At 70.1% G+C, this 16,971-nt stretch carries 18 protein-coding genes and 1 pseudogene; 14 read left to right on the top strand and 5 right to left on the bottom strand.

Annotated elements, in window-relative coordinates; genetic code table 11:
• Nucleotides 1-294 precede the first annotated feature (294 nt).
• The 3 genes from ADL03_RS16920 to ADL03_RS16910 all read left to right on the top strand — a co-directional run bounded on the left by ADL03_RS16920 (nt 295) and on the right by ADL03_RS16910 (nt 3,416).
• A complete protein-coding gene (locus ADL03_RS16920; protein WP_053734427.1) occupies nt 295-1,146 on the top strand; it encodes a PspA/IM30 family protein in 852 nt (283 codons plus the stop codon).
• A gap of 28 nt (nt 1,147-1,174) precedes the next feature.
• Nucleotides 1,175-1,996, top strand: a complete 822-nt coding sequence (locus tag ADL03_RS16915) for a hypothetical protein (RefSeq protein ID WP_053734563.1) — start codon at nt 1,175-1,177, stop codon at nt 1,994-1,996.
• A gap of 172 nt (nt 1,997-2,168) precedes the next feature.
• Nucleotides 2,169-3,416, top strand: a complete 1,248-nt coding sequence (locus ADL03_RS16910; RefSeq protein ID WP_369808987.1) for a uracil-xanthine permease family protein — start codon at nt 2,169-2,171, stop codon at nt 3,414-3,416.
• On the opposite strand, the gene ADL03_RS16905 is transcribed toward ADL03_RS16910, so the two are convergent.
• Genes ADL03_RS16905 through ADL03_RS16890 form a run of 4 tightly spaced genes read right to left on the bottom strand, consistent with a single transcriptional unit; the run spans nt 3,393 to nt 7,308 of the window.
• Nucleotides 3,393-4,385, bottom strand: a complete 993-nt coding sequence (locus ADL03_RS16905) for a quinone-dependent dihydroorotate dehydrogenase (RefSeq protein ID WP_053734562.1) — start codon at nt 4,383-4,385, stop codon at nt 3,393-3,395. The genes ADL03_RS16910 and ADL03_RS16905 overlap by 24 nt on opposite strands.
• Before the next feature lie 52 nt (nt 4,386-4,437).
• Nucleotides 4,438-5,655, bottom strand: coding sequence for a cytochrome P450 (locus ADL03_RS16900; protein ID WP_053734425.1), 1,218 nt, complete (start codon nt 5,653-5,655; stop codon nt 4,438-4,440).
• 53 nt (nt 5,656-5,708) lie between these two features.
• The gene (locus tag ADL03_RS16895; protein ID WP_053734424.1) at nt 5,709-6,470 is read right to left on the bottom strand and encodes a DNA-formamidopyrimidine glycosylase family protein; all 762 of its coding nucleotides are present in this window, start codon (nt 6,468-6,470) and stop codon (nt 5,709-5,711) included.
• Nucleotides 6,463-7,308, bottom strand: coding sequence for a ParA family protein (locus ADL03_RS16890; protein ID WP_053734423.1), 846 nt, complete (start codon nt 7,306-7,308; stop codon nt 6,463-6,465). The genes ADL03_RS16895 and ADL03_RS16890 overlap by 8 nt, the downstream gene beginning before the upstream one ends.
• A 33-nt stretch (nt 7,309-7,341) precedes the next feature.
• Here ADL03_RS16890 and ADL03_RS16885 point away from each other — a divergent pair, with 33 nt between their 5' ends.
• From ADL03_RS16885 to ADL03_RS16850, 8 genes are all read left to right on the top strand, one after another.
• The gene (locus ADL03_RS16885; protein WP_053734422.1) at nt 7,342-8,061 is read left to right on the top strand and encodes a bifunctional 2-polyprenyl-6-hydroxyphenol methylase/3-demethylubiquinol 3-O-methyltransferase UbiG; all 720 of its coding nucleotides are present in this window, start codon (nt 7,342-7,344) and stop codon (nt 8,059-8,061) included.
• A 98-nt stretch (nt 8,062-8,159) separates the two neighbouring features.
• Nucleotides 8,160-8,729: a sigma-70 family RNA polymerase sigma factor gene (locus ADL03_RS16880; protein ID WP_053734421.1), complete on the top strand. Its 570-nt coding sequence runs from the start codon at nt 8,160-8,162 to the stop codon at nt 8,727-8,729.
• A complete protein-coding gene (locus tag ADL03_RS16875) occupies nt 8,726-9,442 on the top strand; it encodes a bifunctional 2-polyprenyl-6-hydroxyphenol methylase/3-demethylubiquinol 3-O-methyltransferase UbiG (RefSeq protein ID WP_197288391.1) in 717 nt (238 codons plus the stop codon). The genes ADL03_RS16880 and ADL03_RS16875 overlap by 4 nt, the downstream gene beginning before the upstream one ends.
• Before the next feature lie 85 nt (nt 9,443-9,527).
• Nucleotides 9,528-10,091, top strand: coding sequence for a sigma-70 family RNA polymerase sigma factor (locus ADL03_RS16870; protein ID WP_053734420.1), 564 nt, complete (start codon nt 9,528-9,530; stop codon nt 10,089-10,091).
• The gene (shbA, locus tag ADL03_RS16865) at nt 10,091-10,645 is read left to right on the top strand and encodes an RNA polymerase sigma factor ShbA (protein ID WP_053734419.1); all 555 of its coding nucleotides are present in this window, start codon (nt 10,091-10,093) and stop codon (nt 10,643-10,645) included. The genes ADL03_RS16870 and shbA overlap by 1 nt, the downstream gene beginning before the upstream one ends.
• A 189-nt stretch (nt 10,646-10,834) precedes the next feature.
• Complete coding sequence (locus ADL03_RS16860; protein ID WP_197288390.1) at nt 10,835-11,509, top strand: RNA polymerase sigma factor; 675 nt, start codon at nt 10,835-10,837, stop codon at nt 11,507-11,509.
• Between the two features lie 188 nt (nt 11,510-11,697).
• A complete protein-coding gene (locus ADL03_RS16855; RefSeq protein WP_053734560.1) occupies nt 11,698-12,264 on the top strand; it encodes a sigma-70 family RNA polymerase sigma factor in 567 nt (188 codons plus the stop codon).
• The gene (locus tag ADL03_RS16850; protein ID WP_053734417.1) at nt 12,261-12,533 is read left to right on the top strand and encodes a hypothetical protein; all 273 of its coding nucleotides are present in this window, start codon (nt 12,261-12,263) and stop codon (nt 12,531-12,533) included. The genes ADL03_RS16855 and ADL03_RS16850 overlap by 4 nt, the downstream gene beginning before the upstream one ends.
• On the opposite strand, the gene ADL03_RS16845 is transcribed toward ADL03_RS16850, so the two are convergent.
• Complete coding sequence (locus ADL03_RS16845; protein ID WP_053734559.1) at nt 12,527-13,837, bottom strand: glutamine synthetase; 1,311 nt, start codon at nt 13,835-13,837, stop codon at nt 12,527-12,529. The two genes, ADL03_RS16850 and ADL03_RS16845, sit on opposite strands and share 7 nt — an antisense overlap.
• A 12-nt stretch (nt 13,838-13,849) precedes the next feature.
• Here ADL03_RS16845 and ADL03_RS16840 point away from each other — a divergent pair, with 12 nt between their 5' ends.
• The 3 genes and pseudogenes from ADL03_RS16840 to ADL03_RS16830 all read left to right on the top strand — a co-directional run.
• Nucleotides 13,850-14,944 carry an amidohydrolase family protein gene (locus ADL03_RS16840; protein WP_053734416.1) on the top strand — a complete coding sequence of 365 codons (1,095 nt, stop codon included), beginning with the start codon at nt 13,850-13,852 and terminating at the stop codon, nt 14,942-14,944.
• Between the two features lie 32 nt (nt 14,945-14,976).
• Nucleotides 14,977-16,251: a DNA polymerase IV gene (locus tag ADL03_RS16835; protein WP_053734558.1), complete on the top strand. Its 1,275-nt coding sequence runs from the start codon at nt 14,977-14,979 to the stop codon at nt 16,249-16,251.
• An 87-nt stretch (nt 16,252-16,338) separates the two neighbouring features.
• Nucleotides 16,339-16,971 (top strand): annotated as a pseudogene (locus ADL03_RS16830) (hypothetical protein); the annotation flags it as partial.

Genomic DNA, 16,971 nt, shown 5'->3' with positions numbered 1-16,971 from the left:
TGAGACGCCGTGTGGCCGCCGCCACGTGACTCGCTGCAACAACACCGGGGCCTCACACGTTCAACTGACAACGACCACCGCCGGTTGAACGTGAGACAACGGCTTGGCCACAGCGGGTGGGGTCACCGCGTCCCGGGACGCGGGTGCGGGCAGGATTGCACGTCGTCAGGCGTGTTCTCCTAAGTCCCGGGGTGGGTCAGGGTGTTCCCGGATATCTCCCCGTGTCGGTGGATACCCCGGCGCACAATTGAGACGATGGATCCAACACCGGCACCGAGAAGGCAGGCGTAGGAGATGGCCAGTCCGTTCGTGAAGTTCTGGAAGTACCTGATGGCATCGTTCTCGTCCAAGATCGACGAGCACGCTGACCCGAAGGTGCAGATCCAGCAGGCCATCGAGGAGGCGCAGCGTCAGCACCAGGCGCTCTCTCAGCAGGCCGCGGCCGTGATCGGCAACCAGCGGCAGCTGGAGATGAAGCTGAACCGCCAGCTCGGCGACGTGGAGAAGCTGCAGGCCTCCGCGCGCCAGGCGCTCGTGCTCGCCGACGAGGCGCGCTCGAAGGGCGACGAGCAGAAGGCGCAGCAGTTCGAGAACGCCGCGCAGGGCTTCGCCACCCAGCTCGTCACCGCCGAGCAGGGCATCGAGGACCTCAAGACGCTGCACGACCAGTCGCTGCAGGCGGCCGCGCAGGCCAAGCAGGCCGTCGAGCGCAACTCGATGATGCTGCAGCAGAAGCTGGCCGAGCGCACGAAGCTGCTCAGCCAGCTGGAGCAGGCGAAGATGCAGGAGCAGGTCTCCGCGTCGCTGACCCAGATGAGCGAGCTCGCGGCGCCCGGCAACGTGCCGTCGCTGGAAGAGGTCCGCGACAAGATCGAGAAGCGCTACGCGACCGCGATCGGTTCCGCCGAGCTCGCCCAGAACTCGGTCCAGGGCCGCATGCTGGAGGTGCAGGCCTCGACCACGCAGCTCGCCGGCTCGTCGCGCCTGGAGCAGATCCGCGCGTCCATGCACGGCGGTCAGGCGAACACGCCGCCGCAGGTGACGGCGGGCAACAGCGCCGCGGCGCAGATCCAGGCCGAGATCGCGCAGCGCGTGCAGCAGGAGCAGAAGACCACGCAGCAGCAGGTCCCGCCGGCTCAGCACTGAGCGGGGCAGGAGGAGTCAGCAGGTGATCATGGAGCCCTGGAGAAACCGTCCCAACAACGAGATCGTCCGCAAGGTCGTCAACGAGTTGGGTGTGTCGCTCCAGGGCCACCCGCTGGCCGAGCAGGCGCGGTACCGCATCCAGAAGTGGAACGACCCGATCGCCAAGCTGGAACGCAAGCGCAAGCGCACCAGCGCCGTGCTGACGTTCTGGGCGATCCTGATCACCATGCTCGGCACGCTGGCCGTCTTCGGCTTCACCGGCGTGCTGGGCACCTGGGCCGCCGTCGCCGGCACGATCGGTGCGGCCGTGCCCGCCGTTCTCGCCGTGCGCAGCGGCTTCAAGCTGCGCGAGCTCGGCGCGGCCCGGCAGCGGCTGGCCCTGAGCCCGCCGCCACCGCCCCGGCCGCCGCTGCCCGCGCACATCTCCGCCGCGCGGGTGCCGATGGAGAAGCTGCACGGCGCCGAGGACACGATGTCCGAGCTGTTGAAGCAGCTCGACTCGCCGGCGCTCACGTCGTTGCCGACCGAGTCCGTCCAGCACGCCCGGCAGACCGCCCAGGAGGCGTCCGCTGCCATCCGCGCGGTGTCCGCGCAGCTGCAGGCCGTCGAACGGGCCCGCGACACCGCGCCGCACCTGGAACGCGGGGCGCTGGTCGAGGGCGTCCGGGTGTTGCGGATCCAGCTGGCCGACGGCGTGGACCGCTACTGCGCGCTGGTGGCGGCCGCCGGACAGGCGCTCGCGGCGAGCACCGCCTTCCAGAACCCGCGCTCCGTGCTGGACGACGCCACCGACCACATGGCCGGCCTTGCCTCGGCGATGCGCGACGTCTCAGGCTATTCAGCGCGCTGATCGTCACCCTGAGTGACCACGTACGGCTATCGGCGTGGAAAGCTAGAGATATTTGCGGCAATCGTGTGATTATCAGACCGTTATCTAGCCGTGGTCACTACATGGCGTGGCAGGATTCCGGGGCCGGGCAGCGGGAAGTCCGGCTGGGTTGCCGGGAGGCAGTGCGTTGGCGTTGTGGACCGTGCACGGGGACGGTCGGATCACCGACAGTGAGACCGTCGCACCGCAGGAGCGGGCGAGCTGGCTGCTCACCATGGGGTTCGGCGTGCAGCACCTGGTCGCCATGTTCGGCGCGACGGTGCTCGTACCCACCGCCACCGGTCTTCCCGTCGCCACCACGCTGCTGTTCTCCGGCCTCGGCACGCTGCTGTTCCTGCTGATCACCAAGAACCGCGTCCCCAGCTACCTCGGCTCGTCCTTCGCGTTCGTCGCACCGCTGGTCGCGGCCCGCGAACAGGGCATCGCCGCCCAGCTCGGCGGTGTGGTCGCCGCCGGACTGCTCGTGATCGTCGTCGGCATCGCGGTCAAGGCGCTCGGCGTGCGGCTGCTGGAGTCGGTCATGCCGCCGGTCGTCAGCGGCGCCGTCGTGGTCATCATCGGCCTGAACCTCTCGCACCAGGCCACCTCGCACTTCGCGGAGCAGCCGGTGCTGGCCGCGATCACGACCGGCGTGATCCTGCTGGCCGGTGTGCTCGCGCGCGGGCTGCTGTTCCGGTTCTCGGTGCTGGTCGGGTTCGTCGGCGTGTGGGTCGGCGGCGTGCTGTCCGGTGCGGTGCCGTCCGGGAAGTTCGCGGAGCTGCGCGACGCGGACTGGGTGGGGCTGCCGCAGCTGCACCAGCCGGAGCTGCGCCCGTCCGTCGTGCTGCTGATGCTGCCGGTGGTGATCGTCCTGGTCGCCGAGGTCGTCGGGCACGTCAAGGCGGTGGCCGCGCTGACCGGCCGCAACCTCGACGGCAGCGCGGGCGACGCGATCATCGCGAACGGCCTGTCCACGGCGTTGTCGGGCCTGGGCGGTGGCGTCGGCACGACGACGTACTCCGAGAACATCGGCGTCATGGCCGTGACCCGCGTCTACACGACAGCGGCGTTCGCGTTCGCCGGTGGGTTCGCCGTGCTGCTCGCGTTCTCCCCGAAGGCCATCGCGCTGTTCGGCACCATCCCGCCCGGTGTGCTGGGCGGGTGCACGCTGGTGCTCTACGGCCTGATCGTGCTCATCGGCGTGCGGATCTGGATGGACCGCGGCGTCGACCTCACCAACCCGGTCAACGCCATGGTCGGCGGGGCCGCGCTGGTCGCCGGTGTCGGCGACCTGACCATCGAGATCGGGTCGCTGCGGATGGGCGGCCTGGTGTGGGGATCGCTGCTGGTCGTGATCCTGCACCCGGTGATGCGCTGGCTACGCGCCGCCCGGCGTGCGTAGCGCCCGGTTGATCCGGCTCACGAGGCCGGGACCCTCGTAGATGAAGCCGGTGTAGAGCTGCACGAGGCTCGCCCCCGCGTCGATCATGCGCTGGGCGTCGTCCGGCGACGCGATGCCGCCCACGCCGATGACCGGCAGCTCGCTGTGCCGCGTGATGAACCGGACCACGTCGTTCGCGCGCCGGGTGAGGGGCCGGCCGCTCAGACCGCCCGTCTCGCCCCTGTGCGGGCTCTGGAGGCCCTCGCGGCCCAGGGTGGTGTTCGTGGCGATGAGGCCCTTGATGCCGTGGTCCACGCACACCTGGATGACCTCCGCGATCGCGTCGTCGGTGAGGTCCGGCGCGATCTTGACGAGCATCGGCTTCTCGGTCGCCCGCGTCATCGCCTGCACGAGCTCGGTGAGCGCGCCCTTGTCCTGCAGGCTGCGCAGGCCGGGCGTGTTGGGCGAGCTGACGTTGATCGCGTAGTAGTCGCCGTGGTCCTGCAGGGCGCTCAGCGAGTTCAGGTAGTCCTGCACGGCGTGCTCGACCGGTGTGACCTTCGACTTGCCCAGGCTGATGCCCAGCGGCGCCCTCAGGGTGGTCTTGTCGAGCTTCTCCGCGAGCGCGCGCGCTCCGGCGTTGTTGAAGCCCATCCGGTTGATGATCGCCTCGTCCTCGCGCAGGCGGAACAGCCGCGGCTTCGGGTTGCCCGGCTGCGCGTGCCACGTGACGGTGCCGACCTCGACGAACCCGAAGCCCAGCGCGGCCCACGCCGGCAGCGCCCGCCCGTCCTTGTCAAGACCGGCGGCGAGGCCGACCGGGTTGGGGAAGCGGACGCCGAACACGGTCCGCGGGTTGTTCTGGCCGCGCGCGAACCGCGCGAGCGGGCTCAGCCCGGCCATGACGGCCAGCGTGGTCTCGTGGACCCGCTCCGCGTCGCCGCCGTGCATGTTGAACAACGCCCTGCGAACCACCTGCTTGTACACCACGCGCACACCCTATAACGGCAGCTCAGGGCGGACTTGTGGGCCTCGTCGCCGGTCAGGACGGCTTGGGCACCTTCACGGTCGCCTGCTCGTCGAGCGGCACGGCCGGCCTGGACAGGAACCGCACCGGCAACGACCGCAGCCCGCGGCTGCCCAGCGACACCCGCCAGCCCAGCGGCTGCGCGGTGTCCAGCGCGATGCCCGCGCAGCGCGAGAGCAGCGTCCGGAACGCGACCTCGCCCTCCAGCCTGGCCATCGGCGCACCGAGGCAGAAGTGCATGCCGTGCCCGAACGCCAGGTGCTGCCGGTCGGCCCGCTCGATGTTGAGCTGGTCCGCGCGCGGGTAGCGGACGGTGTCGCGGTCGGCGGAGGCCAGCGACAGCAGCACCACGTCACCGGCCTGGATCTGCACGCCGCCGATGGTCAGCGGCCGCGTGGCGAAGCGCAGCAGGTGCGAGGTGGGGCCGTCGAACCGCAGGAGCTCCTCGACGGCGCCGGGCAGCAGCGACGACGACCGTTGCAGCAGCTCCAGCTGTTCGGGGTGGCGCAGCAACGCCAGCACGCCGTTGCCGACGAGGTCCACCGCGGTCGTGTACCCGGCCACGAGCAGCAGGAACGCCAGCGAGGCCAGCTCGCGCCCGGTCAGCGCGGCCGGGCCGGTGGCACGGGCGAGCGCGCCGATGAGGTCGTCGTCGCCGGAGGTCCGCTTGTGCGCCACCAGGTCCTGCAGGTAGCCGGAGGCCTCCGCACGAGCGGAGACCGCGTCACCGTCGGCGAGCCCGGTCACGACGTCCGCCCAGTACCGGAAGTTCTCCTGGTCGACGGCCGGCACCCCGAGCAGCTCCATCAGCAGGGTGATCGGCAGTGGCGCGGCGAAGTCGGAGACCAGGTCGCAGCGCCCGGCGTCGACGAAGGCGTCCACCAGCGACGCCGCCAGCTGCTCGGCGCGGGGGCGCAGCGCGGCGATGCGGCGCGGGGTGAGCTCGCTCGACACCGCCCGGCGCAGGCGCGTGTGGTCGGGGGCGTCGCTGTTCATCATGTGGTCTGACAGGTCGCCGAACCACCACGACGCGAAGTGCGGGTGCCCGCGCAGGGGCTCGGCGAGGGCGGAGCCGTGTGAGGACAGCAGGGGGTTGTCCAGTGCGGCCCGCACGTCGGGATAGCGGGTCACGAGCCACATGGGCACGCCGAAGTTCTCGACCCGGTGCACGGGACCGGCTTCACGCAGGCTGGTCAGCACCGAGTACGGGTCGTCGGTGAAGCCCGGGCGCAACGCATCCAGATTTACCGCCATGTCCAAGGACACGGCCACGGAAGCGCTGCGGTTCAACCGGACTGGCATTTGGGGCAGAAATACACGAATCTGCCGTCCAACTCGCCCGAACGGACCCTCGTGCGGCAGCGCAGGCACGGCCGGCCCGTGCGTTCGAAGACGTAGTGCTGCACGCGCAGGTCGCCCGTGGTCGTCTGCTCCGGCCGCCACTGGTTGGCCTGCAGCAGCTTCCGTGACAGCGCGACCGCCCGTGCGGGGTTCACGGCCGACACCGGTGCCGTCGGCAGAACGCCCATCAGGAAACACACCTCAGCGCGGTAGAGGTTGCCGACACCGGCCATGACGCGCTGGTCGAGCAGTGCGATCCCGACCGGCCGCTCGGGGTCCGCGGTCAGCCGCCGGACGGCCTCGTCGGCGTCGAAGTCCGGTGAGAGCAGATCAGGCCCGAGATGGGAGATGAGCTCGCCTTCACGTGCGGTCGGGAGGAGCTCCAGGTCGTGCAGCGCGAACCCGATGGCCTGCCGGTCGTCGACCTCGAACACCGCGCGGGCCTGGTGCCCAGGACGCTTCCAGCGCTCGCCGGGCCGGTACAGGTGCCACGCGCCGTCCATCCGGAAGTGGCTGCGCAGGCTGTTGCCGTCGGAGAAGCGGGTGAACATGTGCTTGCCGTAGGTGTGCACGCCGAGGACGTCGAGCCCGGCCAGGTCCACCGCGGCGAACCTGGGGTGTCGAAGCTCACCGCGCAGCAGCGTCTTCCCGGCCAGGGCCTCGTTCATCCGGTGGCCGGCCAGGAAGACGGTGTCGCCCTCAGGCATCCACCGCCTCTTGGATCTCGTCGTCGTCGAAGTCGTGGTGGACCGCGCGGCGGCGGCTGCGGGAGATGCGCTGGATGCGGGCCAGCAGCAGGTTGAACGCCAGCGCCACCTCACGCGCGCCCGGCGTGCCCCACTCGTGGATCGGCATGCACGCGCCTTGGGCCTGCTGCACCGCGAGCCGGTCAGGTAAGGCCACCGGCATCACCAGCGGGCCGAAGATGTCGCGCAGCTCCTCGATGCGGAACTGGTGCTCGTGCGAGCGCGGCCGCACCCGGTTCACCACGACGCCCAGCGGCTGCAGGTCGGCGTTGTTGCTCTCGCGCTCGTTCTGCACCGCCTCGAACGCCCGCTGCACACCGGCCACGGCGAACATCGTCGGCTCGGTGACCAGCAACGCGCGGTCGGCCGCGACCAGGGCGGACCGGGTCAGCTGGCCCAGCGAGGGCGGGCAGTCGAGCAGCACGAGCTGGTAGGGGAACTCGTCGTACATGTCGCGCAACGTGCGCAACGCGTCTTTGAGCCGGTGCAGGCGCGACTCGTTCGGATCGGGGTGGTTGAGCAGCTCGGCGTCCTCCGACCCGGACAGCACGTCGATGCCGTCACCCCACCTGCTGGGGCGGATCGCCTGTTCCAGGTTCTCCTCGGACGGGTCCTGCAGGACGTCGTAGATGCTCGCCTTGGACTCCTCTGGCTCCAGCGTCGACGTGGCGTTGCACTGCGGATCGAGGTCGATCACCAGAGTGCGGACACCACGGCGGAGGGCGGCAGAGGCCAGGCCGAGCACCACCGTCGTCTTGCCGACGCCTCCCTTGAGGCTGAGCACGGACACCGTATGCACAGACCTACTCTAGGGTCTCCTACGCTGTGTGCCATGCGACCGGACGCCGTACAGAGGGTGCTCGACGCCGAACTGACCGCTGTACGCGAGCGCAGGGGCGGCGAACCACCCCGTGTGCTCGACGTCGGCGGCGGTAGCGGTGTGTGGGCCGTGCCACTCGCCGCGGCGGGCTGCGTCGTCACGGTCGTGGAGCCCTCACCGAACGCGCTGGCCACGCTGCACACCCGTGCGCGCGAGGCCGGTGTGACGATCAACGCGGTGCAGGGCGACACCGACTCGCTGGGCGTTCCCGCCGGTGAGGCTGACCTGGTGCTCGCGCACGGGCTGCTGGAGATCGTGGACGACGCCGGTGCGGCGCTGACGGCGCTGGCCGCCGCGGTGACGCCGGGCGGCGCGGTGTCGGTGCTGGTGGCGAACAGGTTCGCGGCCATCCTGCACCGGGCGATCGCGGGCCGTATCGTCGACGCGCGCCGGCTGCTGGACGACGACGCGGGCCAGCTGGCGGGCACGCGTGACCCGCTGCAGCGCCGGTTCGACGTGGCCGGCCTGGAGAAACTGGTGCTCGAAGCCGGTCTTTCCGTCGAGTTGCTGCAGGGCCACGGCGTGGTGTCCGACCTCGTTCCCGGCGTCGTGCTGGACTCGAACCCGGGCGCGGCCGACGCACTGGCCGAGCTCGAACTGGCCGCTGCCACGCGGTCACCGCTGCGAGACGTGGCCGCCCGGTTGCACGTGCTCGCCCGCCGCACTCACTGAGTGTTTGCTTTCGGGACGAATGTTGTCCACGTGAGTGGTCCCAAACGACGTCGCGGCGAAAGATGTAGGCTCCGCCAGTCGACGTAGGGACCCGCGCCATGGAGAGTTCCGACCTGCTGGCCTCGCTGGTGAACGAGGCCGTCGCGGGTGACCGGCATGCCGTCGAACGGCTGCTGGCCTCCGTACGCCCGCTCGTGACCCGGTACTGCCGGGCGCGCGTCGGGCACGGTGAACGGGCGTACGCGTCGGCCGACGACGTGGCCCAGGAGGTCTGCCTGGCCGTGCTGACCTCGCTGCCCACCTACCGCGAACAGGGCAGGCCGTTCCTCGCGTTCGTCTACGGCATCGCCTCGCACAAGGTGGCGGACGCGCACCGGGCCTCGGCCCGCAACCGCGCCGAACCGGTCGCCGAGGTGCCGGACGGGCCGTCGACCACCGCCGACCCGGAGCAGAGCGCGCTGCTCGGGTCGATGTCGGCGCGGCTGGGGCAGCTGCTGCGGTCGCTGCCGGACAAGCAGCGCGAGATCCTGCTGCTGCGCGTCGTGGTCGGCATGACCGCGGAGGAGACGGCGGAGGCGGTCGGCTCGACGCCGGGCGCGGTGCGGGTGGCGCAGCACCGGGCACTCGCGAAGCTGCGGTCGTCGGTGGGGGTCGAGGAGCTGATTTGACCGGCGCCTTCTACGACGGGCTGGCCGGCACGTACGACCTGATGTTCCCGGACTGGGACGCGTCGATGGCCCGTCAGGCGGCGCAGCTGACCCGTTTCGTACCGGCTGGAGCGCGCGTTCTGGACTGCGCGTGCGGCATCGGTACGCAGGCGATCGGCCTGGGGATGCGCGGGTACTCCGTCGTCGGTGCGGACCTCTCGCCCGTGGCGGCTCATCGGGCCGGTGTCGAGGCTTCCGCGCGTGGGGTTTCCCTGCCCGTTGTCGCGGCGGACATGCGTTCGCTGCCGTTCGCGTCTGGTTCCTTCGACGTCGTTGTCTCGTTGGACAATGCGCTGCCGCATCTGCTGACCCCGGATGACGTGCTTGCCGCGTTGCGGGAGATGCGCCGTGTGCTGCGGCCGGGTGGCCGGTTGGTTCTGTCGACACGTGACTACGACGCATTGCGCGTGGATCGGCCGGTGTCCACTCCTCCGTCCGTGGGGCCCGGTCGGGTCGTGTGGTTCCAGCTGTGGCACTGGGATGGCGACCAGTACGAGCTGGAGATGTTCCAGCTGCACGAAGCCGACTCGTGGCGCGTCGTGGTGGGCAAGGCACGATATTGGGCTATTACCCGTGATGAACTCACCGATTTGGCGGAACGGGCAGGTTTCGGTCCCGCTCGTTGGTTCCTCTCCGCGTTTTACCAACCGCTCATGGTTGCTCCAAACGGGTGACGTTCGAAATTGATCCCTACTTTCCGCATAAGGAGTGACGCGGGGCACGCGTCTCCTCTGCGGGACTTCGAGAGGGGACACTCGGATGGAGAGTTCGGCTTTACCCGCGGACGTGGTCAACCTGGCGGTCCACGGCGACCGCAGGGCCGTTGACCAGCTGCTTCGCTACCTGCGCCCGCTGGTGGTGAAGTACTGCCGCGCGCGCGTGGGGCGTTCCGCGACGACCGCGGACGACGTCGCACAGGACGTCTGCCTGGCCGTGCTGACGGCGCTGCCGAAGTACCGCGAGCAGGGCCGGCCCTTCCTGGCGTTCGTCTACGGCATCGCGGCCCACAAGGTCGCCGACGCCCACCGCGCGCTCGGCCGCAACCGCGCGGAGCCGATGGCCGACGTGCCGGACCAGGTCTCGCGCAGCGTCGGACCCGAGGACTTCGCCCTCCAGGGCGAGCTGAACGGCGCCATGGGGGAGCTGCTGCGCCGCCTGCCGGAAAAGCAACGCGAGATCCTTGTGCTGCGCGTGGTGGTGGGCCTGTCGGCCGAAGAGACGGCCGAGGCCGTCGGGTCGACCCCCGGCGCCGTGCGCGTGGCCCAGCACCGCGCCCTGGGCCGGCTGCGCAGGGAGATCGCCGAGGCCAGCGTCCTGATCTGATGGGGAGCGCAGAGACGGCCGACGAGCACGTCGCCGCCGCACTGGCCGGCGACGACGGCGCCGTGGCGAAGCTGCTGGCGGCGATCAGGCCGATGATCGTCCGCTACTGCCGCTCGCGGGTACGTGCGTTCGCATCGGCAGACGACGTCGCACAAGAGGTGTGCCTGGCCGTCCTGACAGCGCTGCCCTCCTACCGCGACCAGGGACGCCCCTTCCTGGCCTTCGTCTACGGCATCGCCTCGCACAAGGTGGCCGACGCCCACCGCGCCGCCGCACGCGACCGCTCCGACCCGACCTCCGACCTGCCCGAGTCGGCCGACCGCACGGCCGGACCCGAACAGCGGGCGATGGACAGCGACCTGTCGCGGCGCATGGCCCGGCTGCTCGAGGTGCTGCCGGAGAAGCAGCGGGAGATCGTGCGGCTGCGCGTGGTGGTGGGGCTGTCGGCCGAGGAGACGGCGGAGGCGGTCGGCTCGACGCCGGGCGCCGTGCGGGTGGCCCAGCACCGGGCGCTGGCGCGGCTGCGCAGGGAGATCGACTCGGCCGGCGAGTGACCGGCGTTTGCTTTCGCGACTGTTTGTGACTCGTTGGGCCGGCTGCGTGGGATGGGTGCTCCCAAACGACATCTCCATTGGCAAAGGCACCAACACGCCGTCGCCTACGTAGGGACCCGGTGAATGGGGCGAACCCCAGAAGCAGCGCATGAGCGCGAACTGAGCGAGCCTCTGCTCTCAGTGGCAGACGTGGCGCGCTACTTCAGTTCTCTCGAAGCCGACCGGCTCCGCATGGACGACCTGCTCGTCCAGCACTTCCGTGAGGCGGGTTGTGACGGTCCGGTCTGGCTTGCCTTCCTCGACAAGCTTCTCGCCTACGGTCTCGAGATCGTTACCAACCTCGTGAAGTCCGGCGCGATGTTCGCCAGGTGTGACAGGCGTGAACGTTCGGTGGCGCGTCAGGAGGTACCTCTCCACGAGGCGGAGGACCTCGCGAGCGAAGCCGTGCTGGAGGGGTTCGGCCTGTTCCGCGACAAGGGCATCCTCGGTGGCCGGTGGTCCATCGAGCGCGGACCGTTGAAGGAGTACTTCGTCAACGCTTGCGTGCTGGCTTTCCCCAACGTCTACCGCAGGTGGCGCACCAGCAACAACGCCTGGCACGAACGGCATCTGCTCGACGCGTGGACACGCCTCGAACACGTCGCGGCCACCGGAGGACTGGAAGACGCGGTCATGGCCCGAGAGGCGGTGGACGCCCTGTTCGCCGAGCTCAGCGAAGACCGGCGAACGCTCCTCTTCCTGAAGGACCAGAACTACTCGCATGCCGAGATCGGGGAGTTCATGCGGATCTCGCCGCGCGCGGTCGAGGGGAAGCTGCGGCGTGCGAAAGAGGCTGCCCGCGAGGCGTCGAAGGGAGGTCGGTGACCACCATGGAGTTCTCAGCAGGTCTGCACCGCAAGGTTCCGGAAGCCGCCGTGTCGAACACCTCGGTCGGTGATGCCGCGTCCGAACAGCTGGCGAGCCGTGCGCGCGGTCCGAGGCTCGAAGCGTTGCTCGAACGCGCGAAAGCCGGCGGGCCGGCCGAACCGGTCGAAGCGCCCTCGGCCTCTTACGTGGCCCGCCGGCCGGACACCTTGGACGCGTATGTGGCTGAAGCCATCGCCGGTGATCGCCGTGCGGTGAACCGGCTGCTCGCCTCAATCCGGCCTCTGGTCGTGCGCTATTGCCGCGCGCGTGTGGGTCGTTCCGCGACCACAGCGGACGACGTCGCGCAGGACGTGTGCGTGGCCGTGCTGACCGCCTTGCCGTCGTACCGCGAACAAGGACGCCCGTTCCTCGCGTTCGTTTACGGCATCGCGGCTCACAAGGTCGTCGATGCGCATCGTGCGGCGGCTCGCAACCGTGCGGAACCTGTACCCGAGCTACCGGAAGCGACCGATGGCGGCGCCGGACCGGAACAACAGACGTTGCAGGGCGAACTCTCCAACCGAATGGGGCTTCTGCTGCGGGTCCTGCCGGAGAAACAGCGGGAGATCCTCGTTCTGCGGGTCGTGGTGGGGCTGTCGGCGGAGGAGACCGCGGAAGCGGTGGGGTCGACGCCGGGTGCGGTGCGGGTGGCACAGCACCGGGCACTGACGCGGCTGCGCAAGGAGATCGCGGCCCAGGAGGCGGTCAGGTGATCCGGCTCAACAACCGGTCCGCGTCGCTGGCCGTCCTGTCGCCGTTGGCGGCGTCGATGTACGTGGCCGGCATGCCCTGGTACGCGTGCGTTCTGCTGGGTGCGTTGGGCATGAGCGCATACGGCGTGCGTCATTACCTGCTCTACCGCCTAGGCAGCAAGGCGCTCGACAAGGCGGCCGTCGAGTGCGTTCCGGAGGTGATGCAGGCGTTGGCGGCCGAGCTCAACGACGCTCGGCCGTCGACGCCGAAGAAGATCCGCCGTCAGTGACGCCAGCGGGTGACGTTCGCGATGCCCTGCGGACTTGCGTCCTTGTACCGCTCCATCTCACCCCGCCGGACGTCCACGATCGTGCCCGCCAGCTCCCTGCCGAACGCTTCGGTCAGCACGGTGTCCTTCTCGAACTCCTCCACGGCCTCCCGCAGCGAGGTCGGCAGCCGTTGCGTGCCGTCGAGCAGCGCCGGATCGACGTTGAGGCCCTCCGGCAGGGTCGCGGTGGTCGCCAAGCCGTCCAGCCCGGCCGCGATCACGCCCGCCACGACCAGGTACGGGTTGGCGGTGAGGTCGAAGCACTTGACCTCCAGGTTGTCGCGGATGAGCCGGAGCGCGGTCTCGCGGTTCTCCTCGCCCCACGCGGCGAACGGTGCGGCCCACGTGTGCGGCACGAGCCTGAGGTAGCTCGCGAGAGAGGGGCAGCCGATGGCGCACAACGCGCGGATGTGGTGGAGGACGCCCGCGGTGAACTGCCGGGCCTCGTCGCCGAAGCCGTCGAACAGGTTCGTGCCGTCGCGCCAGATGCTGAGGTGGAGGTGGCCGCCGTTGCCGACGCCGCCGTTGACGACCTTCGGCGAGAACGACGGGCGCATGCCGTGGCGGATCGTGACGGCGCGGATGGTCTCCCTGACCAGCACGGCCGTGTCCGCTGCCGCGAGCGGTGCCTCGGGCGCGGTGGAGACCTCGAACTGGCCGGCGCCGTACTCGGGGTGGAACTGCAGCACCTCGACATCCTGCTGGTCGAGGGCGTTGAGCAGGTCGACGCAGTAGTCGGAGAGCTCGACCTGGCGGGCGTGCCCGTAGGCGGAACCGGTCGTCGCGGGGACCCAGTCGTCGGTGCCCGGCTTGCCGACGCACCACTCGATCTCGAACCCGGCCTTCGCGGTGAGGCCGTGGGCGGCGAGTTGTTGTTGTGCTTTCCGTGCCTGTAGCCGCTGGTCCAACGGGTACGGGACGCCGCTCTGGTAGTGGCGGTCGGCCGGCGCCCACGCCCAGCCGGGCTGGCCGGTGAGGACCGTGAGGCGGTCGAGGTCGGGGTGCAGGCGCAGGTCGCCGACCGGGCCGCCGGCGAACCGGCCCTGGATGATCCAGTCGTCGAACAGGAACACGTCGAACACCGGTGAGGCGCCCACGCCGTGTGCTGCCGCGTGCGCCAGCCTGCGCAAAGGCACGGACTTGGTGCGTGTGATGCCGCTGTTGTCCACCCAGGTGAGTGCCACAACGGTCACGTTGCGGGCGTTGAGCCCATCGAAGAGCTCCGTTGCGCGGTCGAACCGCTGGTCCCGTTCCGCAGAGTCCACGATCCTCAGCGTATGGGCATCCTGCCGTTCGTCGCCGAACTCGGCCTGATCGATCACCACTGCCACGGCGTGTTGCGCGTGGACAGCACACGCGACGAGTTCGAGTCGTTGTTGTTGGAGGCCGGCGGGGTCTCGCCGCTGGGCGGGACGTTCTTCGACTCGGCGGTCGGGTTCGCGGTGCGGCGGTGGTGTGCGCCGTTGCTCGACCTGCCGTCGCACGCCCCCGCGCAGGAGTACCTCGAACGGCGCAATTCGCTGCACATCACCGAGGTGTCGCGCACGTTCCTGATGGCGTCGGGGATCCACACGTTCCTCGTGGACGGCGGGTTCCAGGCGGACCGGCTGCTGCCGGGTGACGAGCTGGCGTCGCTGGCGGGGGCGGTGGCGCACGACGTCGTGCGGCTGGAGCACCTGGCCGAGCGGCTGCGCGGGGAGGTGTCGCCGGTGGAGTTCGTGGACGCGGTGCGGCGGGAGCTGGCGTCGGGGACGGCTGTCGGGGCGAAGTCCGTTGCGGCGTACCGGATCGGGCTCGGGTTGCCGGCCGAGCGGCCCTCGGACGCCGACGTCGTGCGGGCGGTGGAGGCGTGGACGGGGCGGCTGGCCGACCCGGTGGTGATCTCGTTCCTGGTGTGGGAGGCGTTGGACGCCCGGCTGCCGTTGCAGTTCCACGTCGGATACGGCGACTCGGACGCGGATCTGTCGTTGGGGGATCCGTTGTTGTTGACGCCGTTCCTGCGCGCGACGGCTTCGCTGGGCGTGCCGGTGTTGTTGTTGCACAACTACCCGTTCCATCGGCAGGCGGGCTACCTCGCGCAGGTGTTCCCGCACGTGTTCTGCGACCTCGGGCTGGCGACGCACGGGCTGGGGCACCAGGCGCCACGGGTGTTCGCGGAGGCGCTGGAGATCGTGCCGTACGGGAAGTTCCTGTTCTCGACCGACGCGTTCGGGTTGCCGGAGCTGTACTACCTCGGTGCGCTGCTGTTCCGGCAGGCGTTGTCCGACTTCCTGGCCGACGGGCTGCGCCGTGACGCGTTCCTGGAGGAGGACGCTCACCGGATCGCGCGACTCATCGCGTCGGAGAACGCTGCCCGTGTGTACCGGTTGTAAGATGTTCGAACAGGGGTTCGAGAGGGGTGTTCATGGGTCGCAGTGCGAACCTGCCACGCGGCCTGCGTGAGCGCTTTCGCGCGCGCGACGGTGTCTGGCCCGATGACACGGGCTGCCGGATGCTCCACGTGGACATGGACGCCTTCTACGCGTCAGTCGAGATCCGTGAACGTCCCGAGCTCGCCTCCGTGCCCGTCGTCGTCGGTGGTGTCGGTGGCCGCGGTGTGGTGTGTTCGGCCAACTACCTCGCACGCGAGTACGGCGTGCGTTCGGCGATGCCCACCGCTCACGCGCGCCGTCTCGCGCCGCACGCGGTGTACCTGCCGCCGCAGTTCGACCTCTACCAGGAGGTGTCGCGCGGGGTCATGTCGATCTTCCGCGACATCACGCCGCTGGTGGAGCCGCTGTCGCTGGACGAGGCCTTCCTGGACGTCGGCGGGGCGCTGCGGCGGCTCGGGATGACCCCTGGCGGCGTGGGGGAGCTGATCCGGTCGCGGGTGTTCGAGGCGCACGGCGTGACGTGTTCCGTGGGGGTGGCGCCGACGAAGTTCCTCGCGAAGCTGTCGTCCGGGATGTGCAAGCCGGACGGGATGATGGTCATCCCGGCGGACTCGACGCTCGAGTTCCTGCACCCGTTGCCGGTCGGTGCGCTGTGGGGAGTGGGGGAGAAGACCGCCGCGCGCCTGTCGCAGCTGGGGCTGGAGACCGTCGGTGACGTCGCCGCGATGCCGTTGCCCACGTTGCGCCGCAAGATCGGCGTGGCGCTGGCGGAACACCTCTTCGCGTTGTCGCGCGGCGTGGACGACCGTGCCGTGGTGCCCGAGTCGCGGGAGAAGTCGATCGGCGCCGAGGAGACGTTCGAGGTCGACCACCTCGACCGCGGGGTGCTCCGCCGCGAGCTGTTGCGACTGTCCGAGCGCACCGCGGGTTCGTTGCGCGCCAAGGGACTGCACGGCCGCACCGTCTCCATCAAGGTCAGGTTCGCCGACTTCACGACGATCACGCGCTCCCGCACGCTGCCCCTCGCGACCGACGTGACGCAGGAGATCTACCGCACCGCCGTCGAGCTGCTCGACACCCAGGTGCCCCCTGGCGCGGTCCGCCTCATCGGTGTCCGCATCGAGGGACTTGACAACTCCGACTCCGCCCACCAACTGATCTTCGACGCCCCCGAGAACGGCTGGCGCGAAGCCGACCAAGCCGCCGACCAGGCCCGTTCCCGCTTCGGCTCGCTCGCCATCCGCCCGGCCTCGCTGCTCGGCAAAGATCCACAAAGGACCGCGGAGTTCGAACCGAAGCCCGAGTGATCGCGACCTGTCCACAACCCGCGAGTAATCCACAGCTCCCCGGAACCCCGTGGCACCAGGCACCGCCTACAAGGCAACCTCAACCCCATGCGCCACCCCATCGACCTGGAAGCCCTCCACATCCTGTTCCGCCACCGCATCGCGCCGGTAGCGGCACTGATCCACATCGGACTCACCGGCACGATCATCGACCAGCGCTGCCGCCACGGCACCCCCTGGCAACGCCTCCTGCCGGGCATCCTCCTGCTCAGCAAGGAAAAACCCACCCGTGAGCAGTGGCTCCAGGCCGCCCTGCTCTACGTCGGCGACCAGGGCATGGTCACCGGTTTCGACGCCCTGTACCTCCACGGCCTGAAGTCGGCCCCGGTCCCGTCCACGGTCCACCTGCTCACGCCACGCCACTCCCGCGCCATCAGCTTCGGCCCCCTGAACCTGATGCGCACCGACCACATCCCCGCACCGGTGGTCCGCCGCGGCTTCTACACCGCCCCACTGGCCCGTGCCACCATCGACGCGGTCCGCTGCACCAAGTCCATCTCCGACACCCAGGCCATCCTCGAAGAGGCCGCCCACCTCGTCGGCCTCCACGCCCTGCGCACCGAACTGGCCTTCGCCCCACGCAAAGGCACCGCCCTGGCCCGCAAACTCCTCGGCGACTCCCCAGCCCGCCAACTGGAACACGCCGTGATGGCCCGCCCCACCCCTCACACCCCTTCCCGC

Origin of the sequence: Nocardia sp. NRRL S-836 (assembly GCF_001279525.1) — a bacterium.
Lineage (GTDB): Bacteria > Actinomycetota > Actinomycetes > Mycobacteriales > Pseudonocardiaceae > Lentzea.
The sequence above is the reverse complement of the archived record's forward strand: the minus strand, read 5'-3'. Positions and strand labels throughout refer to the sequence as shown.